The sequence below is a fragment of the Lutibacter oceani genome (genome assembly GCF_003384935.1).
GTDB lineage: Bacteria > Bacteroidota > Bacteroidia > Flavobacteriales > Flavobacteriaceae > Lutibacter > Lutibacter oceani.
This window is the reverse complement of the sequence record NZ_QTTQ01000009.1, coordinates 588,302-602,501: the sequence shown is the minus strand read 5'-3', so window position 1 is coordinate 602,501 and position 14,200 is coordinate 588,302. Positions and strand designations below refer to the sequence as shown.

The following is a 14,200-nucleotide window of genomic DNA, read 5'->3' as shown; positions in this document are numbered from 1 at the left end:
TGAAAAAATAAATTATATTTGATATTGTAAAGGTCAAATTATCAATTATTTAAAGTCTTAACTAACAACATAGTTGTTTATAGGGCAAGATAGTTGTTAGAAAATAAAACACCCTTTGTTTGTACAGTTGAAAAATTTCAATTGTTTTTTAATTAGAATTAAAATGATTCTGATTTTTTTGAATTAAAGTTGTTTTAAAATTGCAAGTTTCTCATAGCTGTATTAATATATATTACATTCCAAAATAGTTTTACAGCTATTTAAATTAGTAATTTTTAAGTGTATTTCACCCAAAAATTACGAATATGAAAAAAAAATACATTACTGTTTTTATATTTTGCATCACTTTATTGGTGTTTTCCCAATATTATGGAATGTTTAGTTCTTTTGTTGAAACTCAAATAAATAAGAAGATATTATCAAAAAATAACTTCAAATATGCATATTTAGAAAAAAATGAACCACTTTCTGTCGTAGAATTAAATTCTTTTTTCAATGATAAACCTGAATACTTTGTTGAAGCAAGTAGAAGTGATACTGAGATTGAAGAAAAAAGTTTAATAGCTTCTGCTTCTTGTAAAGATATTTCTGTTTACCTAGATGCTACAGGCAATGCGAGTATTACAGCTGCCGATATTGATAATGGTAGCACAGGTATTTTATCAATTGATATTTCAAGTTTCACTTGTGCGGATATACCAAATAACCCAATATTAGTGACATTAACATCGGATGATGGTGGTACAATTACTACATGCCAATCCTATATCACTATAATTGACAGTTTACCACCGGATACACCAACCCTGACAGATGTTACAGACGAATGTACAGCAACAGCAACGGTTCCAACCACATCAGATAATTGTGGTGCAATAATTACGGGAACGACATTAGATCCATTAACTTATTCAACCCAAGGAACCCATGTGATTACCTGGAACTTTGATGATGGCAATGGTAATGACATTGATGTAACCCAAAATGTAATTGTTGATGATATAACAAAACCTACCCTTACAGGCATTACGGATAGCGATGAAAATTTAGATACTTCATGTAGCTTCACGATTCCGGATTATACAAGTTTAACAACTGCGGCAGATAATTGTACTGCAGTAGGAAGTATTATCAAAACACAATTGCCTGTTGCAGGCACTGTGATCAGTGGACATAATACAACGCAACTAATTACCGTTACAGCTGATGATGGAAATGGAAATACAGAATCAACTACTTTTACAATCACGCTAAAAGATATAACGGATCCATTAACCCCTGTATTATCAGATGTAAACGTAGGAGAATGTTCAGGAACACCTGTTTCACCTACAACAACAGATACTTGTGGAGGAACTATTACTGGTATACCTAATATAAGCTTTCCTGTTACCGCCCAGGGTACAACTGTTGTAACTTGGACCTTTGCCGATGGAAATGGTAATTCAACAACAGCAGATCAAAACATTATCTTAGATGATATAACAAAACCTACCCTTACAGGCATTACGGATAGCGATGAAAATTTAGATACTTCATGTAGCTTCACGATTCCGGATTATACAAGTTTAACAACTGCGGCAGATAATTGTACTGCAGTAGGAAGTATTATCAAAACACAATTGCCTGTTGCAGGCACTGTGATCAGTGGACATAATACAACGCAACTAATTACCGTTACAGCTGATGATGGAAATGGAAATACAGAATCAACTACTTTTACAATCACGCTAAAAGATATAACAGATCCAGTAATTACTTGTCCATCAAATATTACAACAGCTAAAACATCAGATGATGGTTTAGGTAATTGTACAACAATAGTTTCATTAGGTATACCAGTAGTATCAGATAATTGTACTACATCAACGAATATAATATTTACAGCAAAAGTTGGTGGTACTATCATAACTCCAGCGACTCATTTATTTGGTATAGGAAATACAACCGTAGTATGGACTGCAACCGATGAGGCAGGGAATATCTCAACACCTTGTAACCAAACAGTAACAGTAACGGACGATGAAGTTCCAACAATTAGTTCTGCAGGAGATATAATTACAACTACAAGTGCAGATGGTACTGGAAATTGTGATGTTTCTGTTGTGATAGCAGATGCTACTTTTGGAGATAATTGTACTGGAAGTTCTATAGTTTGGGACATGTTAGGTGATGTTACAGATAATGGTATAGGTCAGATAGGTACTTATAATTTTCCAATAGGAACAACTACTATAACTTATACTGTAACTGATGAAGCAATGCTCACAGCTACAGATGTTATGACAGTAGTTATAACTGATGATGAAGTTCCAACAATCACTTGTCTAAGTGACCAAAATGTTAACTTTGGTGCTAACTGTGAGTTTATACTTCTCGATTATACCTCATTGGCCATTAATTCAGATAATTGTAGTAGTCCAATAATTACACAAAGTCCTGCGCCGGGAACGTCAATTTCTGGTCAAACAACAGTAACTTTAACGGCTACTGATAGTGCAAATAACATTAGTACATGTACTTTTGAGGTTATTCCAACAGACAATGAATCACCAACAGCAGTTTGTAAAGATATTTCCGTTAATTTAAGTTCAACAGGTACCGTAAATATTAGCGCTTTAGATTTGGATAATGGTTCAACAGATAATTGTGGAATTGTGGTAAGGACTGTATCTCCTAATTCGTTTAACTGTGGCGATGTTGGAGAGCAAATAGTAACATTTACAGTAGTCGATAATGAAGGTAATAGTGATAGTTGTACAGCTACAGTAACTGTTATAGACAATACACCGCCTACAATGCTTTGTAATAATTTTGTTGTAGTTGTTAACCCTATTACTAGGGTAGCTACAATAAATGCTTCAGATGTTGATAACGGGTCATATGATACTTGCGGAATTGCAACTTTAACTGTATCACCAAGCGTATTTCCAGAAGATATCAATGGTAATTTTTATACAACAAATACCACACTAACTGCGGTTGACGTTAATGGCAACATTAGCACTTGTACTCCAACTGTAACTGTAGAGCCTCCAGTAAACCAGTTCACCTATTTAACAGGGGAAATTATAGATCCTATTCCAACTTATCCACAGCCAGCAAGCGCACTAATAGAAGCAACAGCTTGTCCTGGTGGTTTATATGACCCAAAAGATGTTGAATTTACATTAGAAGCCATAGGTACCTATAATTTACAACCATCGGATGTTATACACTGGGAGTATTCTGAAGATAATGGTGAAACCTGGACAGAGATACCTGGTACTGCAGGAACATTAACCTACATACTTGAGGATATAATAAAAAATACTTTTGTGCGTCTCAGTATCACTGACGCTGACGATCCTTTAATCATACAAACATCAGCATCAGCTTTTGTAAGGTTCTTACCACCAGATGAACCACCAATAATTGTAAGCTATAGTCCAAATCCATTAGATATTTGTTTAGGTGAAACTGTGACTGTAGTTGCTGAGAGTTTTTTTGATCAACCTGAAGGACAATTTGGAGAAGGAGGTAAATTTAACTATGCTCAACCCGATGGATGGAGAGTTGATGGGTTAGATGGCGAGTTTCCTGCAAGTGGAAATAATACAACTGCTCCAACTTGGAAAGAAACAAATTCAGTTGTAAATCCAAATAAAACATTTAGTGGAATAAATTATGATACTTCAGATAATACGAAATTTGCCATAGCACATTCTGTTGTTAACAATCAGGTTACAACCCTTGAAACCCCTGTTTTTAGTACTGTTGGTATGACCGCAAGCGAAGCAATATTGAGCTTTCATCAGGGTTATTATTTTTGTGGAGATGCTTCAGGTACAATTGAATTATCTTTTGATGCTGGAAATACCTATGGCATAACCTTAGCTACTTACTCAAATAGTACAACAGGAGTCAGTTTATTAGGAGATAGCTGTAATAAGGAATTTCCGATGGCAGATCCTTTTGAAGAGGTACTTATTAATTTAGGTGCTTATGTTGGTAATGCAGGTTTAAGGATTAAGTTTACTTTTGATTCAGGAGCAGATGGAGGATTTTGTGATGATGTATCCTTTCCAAAAGACCCAAGCAATGGATGTAATAAAACTCAATTATATGATGTTGGTAGTGGTTGGGCTATTGATGATGTTGGATTCGTATTTTCTCAAGTAGATGATGAATTAGAATGGACAGATGAAGGAGGTACTGTAATAGCAATTGGATCTACTGCAACTGTTATACCTGTAACTCCAGGAATTAGAAGATATGGAGTAACTACACTTATTAATGGTTGTAGAACAGGTGATGATTCTGGAACAAATTTTATTGATATAGGTACTAGTTTAGCCTATGCAGGCGAAGATTATTTACCAGTTGCAGGTAATTGTGGAGAAGCTACATTACAATTAAACGCCTATGACAATACAAAAAAAGCTATTGATAATTATAATAAAGGTGCCTGGAAAAACAATCTTTATGTTGTTCCTACAGATGTAAGTACAGATTTTGAAGGAACAGGTGTTACAGGACAATGGTCAATTATTAGTTCTGCTTTAACCTCTTCATGTGGTAGTTCAGCTACTTTTTCTAGTGATACAGATCCAGATGCCATTTTTACTGGAAATCCAGGTACTTATACATTAAGATGGACCCTTACAAACGGATGCTTTGATGAAATTGATGTTAAAATTAACGACTGTAAAAGCCTTGATTTTGATGGAGTTAACGATTTTGTTACCTTCAAAAATAATTATAATTTAAACAGTACTTTTAGTATTGAAACTTGGGTAAAACCAAATAATATATCTGGAACAAGAACAATATTTTCTAGAAAAGATGCCAGTAATAACTCCAATGGCTACGATTTAAGCATTGTAAATGGTCAGGTTAGGTTTAATTGGTATTATAGTACAGGTTCAAGTTCTGTTAACTCAGGAAGTAATTTAATTAATACAAATAGATGGTATCACTTAGCAGTTACCTATAATGGTGCAACATACACGCTTTATGTAGATGGTATAGAATTAGGAACTACAAATAATAATAATCCACCGGGGTTAACAGCAAATAATGTAGAAGCACTTTTAGGTGCCATGGATCAAGTTTCTTCAGATCCTATGAATTATTATCATGGATGGATTGATGAATTGAAAATATGGAATAAGGCATTATCAGTAGAGCATATAAGACAAATGATGAATCAAGAAATTGATGAATTAGGCGCAGATGTTGGAGGAGTTCAAATTCCTACTAAAATTTATGGTCCTGATAATGATAATAATGGTATTGAGGATACTATTTTGTTATGGAGTAATTTAGAAGCTTATTATCATATGAATATTAATTGTGGTGATCTTGCACCATATAAAAAAGGTGTAAATGGTAGGCTTAGAAATATAACTACAGGTCAGGAACAAACAGCTCCTATTCCATATACAACGAGGGTAAATAAACCATGGGACACTAATGATACTTGGACAAATTTTAATGTTTGGGATTTACCTAATAGTAATGGAATTAATAATACCCCTATAGATTGGAATATTGTAAAAGTTTCACATAATATTACTTCTGATACTAGAGATTTAACATTATTAGGGCTTTTAATTGATTCAGGGAAAAAACTAATTATTACAAACTCTGGAGCACAAGATGAAACAAATTCTGGTCACGGTCTCTGGATAACACATTATTTAAAACTAAATGGTTTTATAGATTTAGTTGGGGAATCTCAATTAATACAAAAAAAGTATGGGGATTATGATGTTAATGATTATTTTATTACTAATCAGTTTGTTGAGAGTGTAATAGATGATGTTAGTAGTGGTTATATTGAAAGAGATCAACAAGGATTAGGAAATCTATACAGATATAATGATTGGTCATCTCCAGTAGGAATTATTGGTCAGCCACAAACAACAGAATATGCCGTTAAAGATGTTTTAAGAGATGGATTTGATTCTTCAAATCCAAAAATAATTACATTTATAGGGGGAAATAATGGGGTAAATTCTTCACCAATTCAAATTGCAGAACGTTGGATTTATGGTAACGATAATGATAATAGTTGGGTTAGCTTAAAAAGTACTGGTACTATGTTACCAGCGGAAGGCTTTTCAATGAAAGGTACGCATCCTCCAATTGCTGCTGCTTACGACAAACAAAATTTTGTATTTGTTGGAAAACCACATAATGGAGATATTGAATTACCTCTAACATCAGGTAGTTGGTATTTAACAGGGAATCCTTATCCAAGTGCCTTAGATGCTTTTCAGTTTATAGATGATAACGTTGGTATAATTGATGGTACAATAGAAATTTGGGATGATTGGGAAGATAATTCTCATAATTATTATGAAGCACATGCTGGATATGCATTGTTAACCAAAGGAGGTGGAATTCCTGCAGCTAATTACAATAATACAGGTGAAAATGGAGGAAAAACTCCTGGTAGATATATTGCTGTAGCCCAAGGTTTTGGTGTCACGGGAGCAGGGCCTTCCGGTTCAAAAATAAAATTCAGTAATACACAACGCAAATTTGTGCGTGAAGGTAGTTCTGCATCTGTATTTTTTAAATCGACTAGTGCTAAGCAACAAAATAGTGCAAATACAAATTTAGATACAAGATTAAAAATAAGACTTGGTTTTAAAACGGAAACCAATTTTAATAGACAAATCTTGCTTACTATTGATGATAATACTACTGATGCTTTAGATTATGGTTATGATGCCATAAATAATAATGTATTACCAAATGATTTATATTGGGTTATAGATAAAAACAAGGTGCTTATTCAAGCCGTTAAAAATTTACCAATTGAAAGAGTTGTTCCAATTGGTATTAATGCGAACGGCAATATACCAATTAAAATAAAGGTAGACACAATTGAAAATCCATATCCAAATATGGAAATTTATCTAAGAGATAATCTTACTCTGGATACGTATGACATAATGAAGGGAGCGTTTGAAATTACTTTAGAAGATGGAGAGTATATTGATAAGTATTCAATGGTTTTTCAAGCAAAACCAGAAATTCCAATTCAAATAGAAGAAGTATTTAATGAAGTAATTGTATTTGTGAATGAGAACAATTCAATAATAAGTGTTAGAAAACCAGTTGAATTACAAATAAATAAAATTTTGTTGTTTAATGTTATGGGACAACAAATAAAAATATGGGAATCAAATTTAAATGAGAATGAAATTGAGCTACCAATTAAAGTGAGTACGGGAGTCTATTTAGTTTTAATTTCTACAAATGAAGGTAAAATAGCGAAAAAAATAATAATCAAATAGAAAATAAAGGGTATTGGATAGTTCATAGTAATAAATAGCATGAAAAGAAAAGTTACATATCTATTAATTATAAGTATCTTGTTGGTTAGTGGTATGAGCAATTCTCAAACCAAAAACAACCCACTACCAAAGCCAGGAGCTGACCCTCATCCTGAATTACCAATTGACAGCAGTATTACTTTTTTACTTATAATAGGAACTGTTTATGGAATTTATAAATCACAAAAGAAATAAATCCCTTTTTAGTTTAAAGATACATCCAAATATTGAAGACCTTCATATTGTAAAAGATATTCTTTATTTAAAAAAGGAGATTTAGTTGTGTTTTTTTTATCCGCTAAACCAACTCCTGCGAAAATTACTTTAGCATGATTTTTTCTTGCATGTGTTTTAAAAGTCTCCATCCAAATAACATCATAGTTAATTGCAAAATCAGAAACGAGATCAGTCTTAACAATTACAAAATAACGTTGGTTATTTTTATTTATACAAACAAATTGGGGATTCTTTTTTAATTGGCTATTAATAGCAATAAACTCGTATCCTTTGGCTTCTAAATCTTTACCAACAATATTCATTGCTAAATTGTGTATTTCTTGTTTTGTAAGCGGTCTACTCATTTTATAATTAAAATTTAAATAAAAAATCCGACACAAAGGTATCGGATTTTTAGTTATTTTAAAACACTTCAACATGCTGAGTGTGACTATTTATAATTAGTAGGATTACCCTCCAAAATCATCAAATCTGATGTTTTCATCTGCTAATCCAAAATCTTCACCCATTTTTTGAACCGCTTTATTCATTAAAGGTGGACCACAGAAATATAATTCTAAATCTTCCGGAGATTCGTGTTTGGATAAATATTCATCAATTACAGCTTGATGCACAAAACCAGTAAATCCATCTCCTTTAGTATCGTTTGTATCTTTTTTATTCACCCAATTATCTTCAGGTGCAGGTTCAGAAAGCACTAAATAAAACTTGAAGTTTGGGAATTCTTTTTCTAATTCATAAAAATGCTCTAAGTAGAATAATTCACGTTTAGAACGACCACCATACCAATAAGTAACTTTTCTTCCTGTTTTTAAGGTTTTGAATAGGTGATATAAATGAGAACGCATTGGTGCCATACCAGCTCCACCACCTACATATAACATTTCAGCGTCAGATTCATTAATAAAGAACTCACCGTAAGGGCCAGAAATTATTACTTTATCTCCTTTTTTACGAGAGAAAATATATGAAGAAGCAATACCTGGATTTACACTCATCCAACCATTTTTTGCTCTATCCCAAGGCGGAGTTGCTATACGAACATTTAACATAATTTCTCTTCCTTCAGCAGGATAAGAAGCCATAGAATATGCACGTTCAACCAACTCATTATTTTTCATTTTTAAATCCCATAAACCGAATTTATCCCATTCCATTTGGAATTTATCTGGGGTTTCATGTTCTTCAGGATGCGCTGTAATATCAATATCTTTAAAATCTACTTCACATTCAGGAATTTCAATTTGAATATATCCACCAGCTTTGTAACCCATATCTTCAGGAATTTCAACAACGAATTCCTTAATAAATGAAGCTACATTATAATTTCTAACAACTGTTGCTTCCCATTTTTTAATACCAAATACTTCTTCAGGAATGGTAATATCCATATCCTGTTTTACTTTTACCTGGCAAGCTAATCGTGCACCATGTTGTAATTCTTTACGAGTAAAATGAGGTGTTTCAGTTGGTAATGCTTCTCCACCTCCTGAATTCACATGACATTCGCACTGAATACAAGTTCCACCACCACCACAGGCTGATGGTAAAAATATTTTAGCATTTCCTAAAGTTGTTAATAATGAACTTCCAGAAGCTACTTCAATTTCTTTTTCACCATTAATTCTGATTTTTACAGGACCAGAAGGTGATAATTTTTGTTTTACATACAATAATAACGCAACTAATAATAGTGTTATAACTAAAAATGCTACTACAGTTGCTACAATTGTACCTAAGGTATTTGTTGCTAATATCATCATTATTATTCTTTAATTTCTTTTTCGTTTTTGGCTAAATTAATAGCATCTTCAGTGGCTTCAATGGTATCTTTATCAGAAGGGGCTACAGTTGCTACTGTTTGTTCAGTAGTTTCTTCTGCTTCTCCACCAGTTAACATACCTCCAAAACTCATAAAACCAATTGCCATTAGACCTGTTATAATAAACGTAATTCCTAAACCTCTAAGTGGAGCAGGAATATTTGAATATCTAATTTTTTCGCGAATTGCAGCAATAGCTAAAATTGCTAAAAACCATCCAATACCAGAACTTATTCCATAATTAAAAGCCAATCCTAAAGATTGAATTTCACGAGATTGCATAAATAAAGATCCACCTAATATAGCACAGTTTACTGCAATTAATGGTAAGAAAATACCTAATGAATTGTATAATGCAGGTGAAAATTTCTCAACAATTATTTCAACCAATTGTACCATAGTTGCTATGGTTGCAATAAACATTATAAATGATAAGAAACTTAAATCGTATTGAGCATATTCAGGCCCTAGCCAAGCTAAAGCACCATCTTTTAAAATATAAGTATCTAATAACCAGTTTAATGGTACTGTAATTGCCATTACAAATATTACAGCTGCTCCTAAACCAACGGCAGTTGATACTTTTTTAGATACTGCCAGGTAAGAACACATTCCTAAGAATGTGGCAAATACCATATTATCTACAAATATTGACTTGAAAAATAATTCTAAATGTTCCATATTATTTAGTTGTCTTCAATTAATGCTTCATTTCTTGAGCGTTGTACCCATATAATTATTCCAACAGTGATTAATGCCATTGGTGCTAACAACATAAATCCGTTGTTTTCATAACCAAAAGCATATACTCCTGTTTTTTCAATAGGATCTCCTAAAACTTTAATTCCTAATAAACTCCCAGAGCCCAATAGTTCTCTAAAGAAACCTACAATAATTAATATTACTGCATAACCTAATGAGTTTCCAATACCATCTAAAAATGATCTCCAAGGACCGTTAGCTAAAGCAAATGCTTCAAAGCGTCCCATAATTATACAGTTTGTAATAATTAATCCAACAAAAACGGATAATGTTTTACTTAACTCATAGGCAAAAGCCTTTAAAATTAAATCAACAATAATTACAAGTGTTGCAACAACAATAAGTTGTACAATAATTCTAATTTTTGAAGGAATTATATTTCTCATTAATGAAATTACAACGTTTCCTACACCTAGTACAAATAACACTGCAATAGACATTACTATTGAGGCTTTTAACTCAGCAGTAATTGCTAATGCCGAACAAATTCCTAAAACTTGTATTGTAATTGGGTTGTTATCCGCTAAAGGATCAGTTATTAATTTTGTATCTTTTTTTGATAAAAGTCCCATAAATTATTGCTTTAATGTTTTTAAATATGGCATATACATTTTCAAATCTTTCTTCAACATTGCAGATAAACCATCACCTGTAATGGTAGCTCCAGCAATTGCATCAACCTCAAAATCTGTTTTATTTGTATTTTTAGGGTCTGCATTTCCTTTTGCAGCAGTAATTCCTTTAAAAGTATCACCGTCTACAATATGTTCCCCTTTAAAATCATCCATAAAAAAACGTTCTTTTATGTTAGATCCTAAACCTGGAGTTTCTCCTTTGTGATCAAAATAAACACCTTGAACCACCAAATCAGAGTTAACAGCTACATATCCCCAAATTGCATCCCATAAACCTTTACCTCTTACAGGGATAATATAGAAATCTGTGTTATCTTTATTTCCAATAAATAAAGGAAGTCTTCTTGCTCTTTTTTTAGCTTTTGATTCAGCCTCTTCTTTTTTAAGATCTATTAAATATGCATTGTTATCTTCAACTACATCAGTTCCTGTAATAACTAATTGTTTTGTTATATATTTTGAAAACTCTTCACCTACAATATCTTTAGAAACAAATTCAACGCTACTTTCGTCATTTTCATTAATTCCCATTGCATATAGAATATTTTGTTGTTTTTCTATACGTTTATTTTCGGCTATTTTTTCTTTTAATGATGAAGCTAAAAATGCTAATAAAGCTCCAACTATAATTACCATTCCTGTTGCGAACAACACGGTATATAAATTTTTGTCAGTATTCGTTGCCATTGTTATGCTGTTTTTGCTTTTAAACGTTTTAGTCTTCTTTTAACGTTACCTTGAACCACATAATGGTCTATTGTTGGTGAAAATACGTTCATTAATAAAATTGCTAACATTACACCTTCTGGATATGCTGGATTAAACACACGAATCATAACTGAAATAAATCCAATTAAAAATCCGTAAATCCATTTTCCTTTATTGGTTTGTGATGCTGTTACAGGATCTGTTGCCATAAATACAATACCAAATGCCAATCCACCAATTAATAAATGTTGCCAATAAGCAGTACTCATTAATGTATAAAATTTACTGCTCTCAGTTATCCAACCGGCATCAACTACACCGTTAAAAATAAGTCCCATTACTAAAGCTCCAATTACAGACGATACTATAATTCTCCAACTTGCAACTTTGGTATAAATTAAGTATAAACCACCTAGTAATATTAAAAGGGTAGATGTTTCACCTACTGAACCAGGAATAAATCCGAAGAACATATCTGAAACTGAGTAAGCTAATTCATTACCTTGAGCCAAACTTCCTAAAATGGTTTCGCCAGATATTGCATCTAGGTTTGCACCTGCAGCAATTTCATTAGTTCTTTCAACAGCACCAGTTACCCATACTTTATCTCCACTCATCCAGGTTGGATATGCAAAGAATAAAAAGGCTCTAATAGTTAATGCAGGATTTAAAATATTCATTCCTGTACCACCAAAAATTTCTTTACCAATTACAACACCAAAAATAATTGCAACAGTTAACATCCATAAAGGAGTATCAATTGGAATAATTAGCGGAACTAACATACCAGTTACAAAGTATCCTTCTTCTACTTCGTGTTTATTAATGGTTGCAAAAAATATTTCAATACCTAAACCTACTACATAAGAAACTATTACTAGCGGTAATAATTTCATTGCTCCAATTGCTAAATTATCAAAATTCCAAAATTCTGGACTAAAAAAGCCCATTCCTTGAGGGAAACCGTTAATTGCTGCGTTATGTTGAAAACCTGCATTAAACATTCCAAAAATTAAAATTGGAATTAAAGGCAATACAACGTTCACCATTATACGTTTTAAATCATCAGCGGCTCTTAAATGTCCACCTGAATGCGTAGTTTCATTTGGCGTATAAAAAAGTGTATGAACGGCGCCAAACATAGTTTGCCAATTTGTACCATCAACTTTTCCTTTTATATTATGTAATTTTTCTTTTAATCCCATAATTTATCCTATTTCTTTTAACATTAAGTCTAAACCTTTTCTAATAATTTCCTGATGTGGTTGTTTAGAAACACATACAAATTCAGTTAAGGCAAAATCCTCTGGAGCAACTTCATACATTCCTAGTTGTTCCATTTCGTCTAAATCTTTATACATACAAGCTTTTAAAATTTGCATAGGATAAATATCTAGTGGGAATACTTCTTCATAATTACCAGTTACAACAAAAGCTCTGTGTTCTCCGTTGGTATTGGTATTTAAATCGTATTTTTTATTTGGAAATAACCAAGAAAAAGTGATTGCTCTTGAAGTTGAGATTTTATTAAAAACCGGCATAGTCCAACCAAATAACTCGTAATCATTTCCTTCAGGAATTACAGTTATTATATTGTCATAATATGCTAAATTTCCTTTTTTATTTGTGGTTTTTCCAGTTAAAACGTTACCACTTATAATTCTGTTATTACCTTCATTTAAATTACCGTCAACAATAGAACTTATACTAGCACCAATTTTAGTTTTAAAATATTTTGGTGCCGTAACTCCTGAACCAGCCAAAGCAATAGTTCTTTCAGCATTAAACTTTCCTGTTAGCAATAATTCACCAATAATAACTAAATCTTGAGGAGTTACTGTCCAAACAACTTCACCTTTATTAACAGGATCTATTTTTGCAATTTGGGTACCAACATTTCCAGAAGGATGTGGGCCAGAAACTTTATGCAACGTACAATTATTTAAACCAGCTAATGGAGAGTTTGAATTTTTCCCTACGGAAACATGAACACTACCAGAAGTTAATTTGCTTAAAGCCGTAATTGCTGCTTGTAACTCATTTTCTTTACCTGCCAAAACATAATCGTAATCTGCAGCTAATGGAGCACTTGCATAGGCTGAAACAAAGATGGCTTTAGGTGTATTTGCAGGATTTGCAATTACATCGTAAGGTCTTTGTTTAATAAATGGCCAACAACCAGAAGCTAACAAATGACTTTTAAGATCCTCAGCATTCATAGCTTTTGGGTCTTTTTTGCCAAAATCAACAAATTCTTGATTGCTATCAGCTTCAATTTTAATTGCTAATATTTTTCTTTTTTCACCACGAATTATATCAACCAATTCACCACTTACGGGTGATGGAAATTTCATGTCTTCATTAGCTTTATTGTAAAAAACTGTTTCTCCAGCTTTTACTTTTTCACCAACTTTTACAGATAATTTAGGAATAATACTGTGGAAATCTTCAGGTTTTAAAGTGTAAACACTACTAGAACTAGCATTTTCGGTAACTTTTTCAGCGGCACCTTTTAGCTTAATGTCTAAACCTTTTTTAATTCGAATGTCCTGTGACATATTTTTAGTTTATTTAATAGTCTTTAAAAACGGTGCAAAAATAAGAATTTATAATCGTAGTTTTATGTTTTTTAGTCAATTTTTTATGCTTTATAATTAAGTTTTTAGTTCGAAAACGTTATAATTATAATTACAATTATATATTTGGTA

The 14,200-nt window shown here is 32.3% G+C and carries 9 protein-coding genes; 2 read left to right on the top strand and 7 right to left on the bottom strand.

The window, feature by feature from the left end; all coding sequences use genetic code 11:
* The first annotated feature begins 305 nt into the window (after window positions 1–305).
* Together BX611_RS02770 and BX611_RS02765 are read left to right on the top strand one after the other, a co-directional pair.
* Window positions 306–7,289: a LamG-like jellyroll fold domain-containing protein gene (locus BX611_RS02770; protein WP_115877956.1), complete on the top strand. Its 6,984-nt coding sequence runs from the start codon at window positions 306–308 to the stop codon at window positions 7,287–7,289.
* A 39-nt stretch (window positions 7,290–7,328) separates the two neighbouring features.
* Window positions 7,329–7,523: a hypothetical protein gene (locus BX611_RS02765; RefSeq protein ID WP_115877955.1), complete on the top strand. Its 195-nt coding sequence runs from the start codon at window positions 7,329–7,331 to the stop codon at window positions 7,521–7,523.
* 8 nt (window positions 7,524–7,531) lie between these two features.
* Here BX611_RS02765 and BX611_RS02760 read toward each other — a convergent pair whose 3' ends face one another.
* From BX611_RS02760 to BX611_RS02730, 7 genes are all read right to left on the bottom strand, one after another.
* The gene (locus BX611_RS02760; RefSeq protein WP_115877954.1) at window positions 7,532–7,909 is read right to left on the bottom strand and encodes a Na(+)-translocating NADH-quinone reductase subunit F; all 378 of its coding nucleotides are present in this window, start codon (window positions 7,907–7,909) and stop codon (window positions 7,532–7,534) included.
* Window positions 7,910–8,014: 105 nt separating this feature from the next.
* On the bottom strand, window positions 8,015–9,325 hold the full coding sequence (nqrF, locus tag BX611_RS02755; RefSeq protein ID WP_115878933.1) for an NADH:ubiquinone reductase (Na(+)-transporting) subunit F: 1,311 nt from the start codon (window positions 9,323–9,325) through the stop codon (window positions 8,015–8,017).
* A gap of 5 nt (window positions 9,326–9,330) precedes the next feature.
* On the bottom strand, window positions 9,331–10,068 hold the full coding sequence (gene nqrE, locus BX611_RS02750; RefSeq protein WP_115877953.1) for an NADH:ubiquinone reductase (Na(+)-transporting) subunit E: 738 nt from the start codon (window positions 10,066–10,068) through the stop codon (window positions 9,331–9,333).
* 5 nt (window positions 10,069–10,073) lie between these two features.
* Window positions 10,074–10,721 (bottom strand): NADH:ubiquinone reductase (Na(+)-transporting) subunit D, encoded by a 648-nt coding sequence (locus BX611_RS02745; RefSeq protein WP_115877952.1) that lies wholly within the window; start codon window positions 10,719–10,721, stop codon window positions 10,074–10,076.
* Between the two features lie 3 nt (window positions 10,722–10,724).
* A complete protein-coding gene (locus BX611_RS02740) occupies window positions 10,725–11,471 on the bottom strand; it encodes a Na(+)-translocating NADH-quinone reductase subunit C (RefSeq protein ID WP_115877951.1) in 747 nt (248 codons plus the stop codon).
* A 2-nt stretch (window positions 11,472–11,473) separates the two neighbouring features.
* Window positions 11,474–12,697 (bottom strand): NADH:ubiquinone reductase (Na(+)-transporting) subunit B, encoded by a 1,224-nt coding sequence (locus BX611_RS02735; protein ID WP_115877950.1) that lies wholly within the window; start codon window positions 12,695–12,697, stop codon window positions 11,474–11,476.
* A 3-nt stretch (window positions 12,698–12,700) separates the two neighbouring features.
* On the bottom strand, window positions 12,701–14,050 hold the full coding sequence (locus tag BX611_RS02730; RefSeq protein ID WP_115877949.1) for a Na(+)-translocating NADH-quinone reductase subunit A: 1,350 nt from the start codon (window positions 14,048–14,050) through the stop codon (window positions 12,701–12,703).
* Between the last annotated feature and the right edge of the window lie 150 nt (window positions 14,051–14,200).

What these genes read in the sequence shown, in the direction of transcription:
- BX611_RS02770 (WP_115877956.1), top strand. Translation starts at nt 306, where the DNA reads ATGAAAAAAAAATACATTACTGTTTTTATATTTTGCATCACTTTATTG.
- BX611_RS02765 (WP_115877955.1), top strand. Translation starts at nt 7,329, where the DNA reads ATGAAAAGAAAAGTTACATATCTATTAATTATAAGTATCTTGTTGGTT.
- BX611_RS02760 (WP_115877954.1), bottom strand. Translation starts at nt 7,909, where the DNA reads ATGAGTAGACCGCTTACAAAACAAGAAATACACAATTTAGCAATGAAT.
- nqrF (WP_115878933.1), bottom strand. Translation starts at nt 9,325, where the DNA reads ATGATATTAGCAACAAATACCTTAGGTACAATTGTAGCAACTGTAGTA.
- nqrE (WP_115877953.1), bottom strand. Translation starts at nt 10,068, where the DNA reads ATGGAACATTTAGAATTATTTTTCAAGTCAATATTTGTAGATAATATG.
- BX611_RS02745 (WP_115877952.1), bottom strand. Translation starts at nt 10,721, where the DNA reads ATGGGACTTTTATCAAAAAAAGATACAAAATTAATAACTGATCCTTTA.
- BX611_RS02740 (WP_115877951.1), bottom strand. Translation starts at nt 11,471, where the DNA reads ATGGCAACGAATACTGACAAAAATTTATATACCGTGTTGTTCGCAACA.
- BX611_RS02735 (WP_115877950.1), bottom strand. Translation starts at nt 12,697, where the DNA reads ATGGGATTAAAAGAAAAATTACATAATATAAAAGGAAAAGTTGATGGT.
- BX611_RS02730 (WP_115877949.1), bottom strand. Translation starts at nt 14,050, where the DNA reads ATGTCACAGGACATTCGAATTAAAAAAGGTTTAGACATTAAGCTAAAA.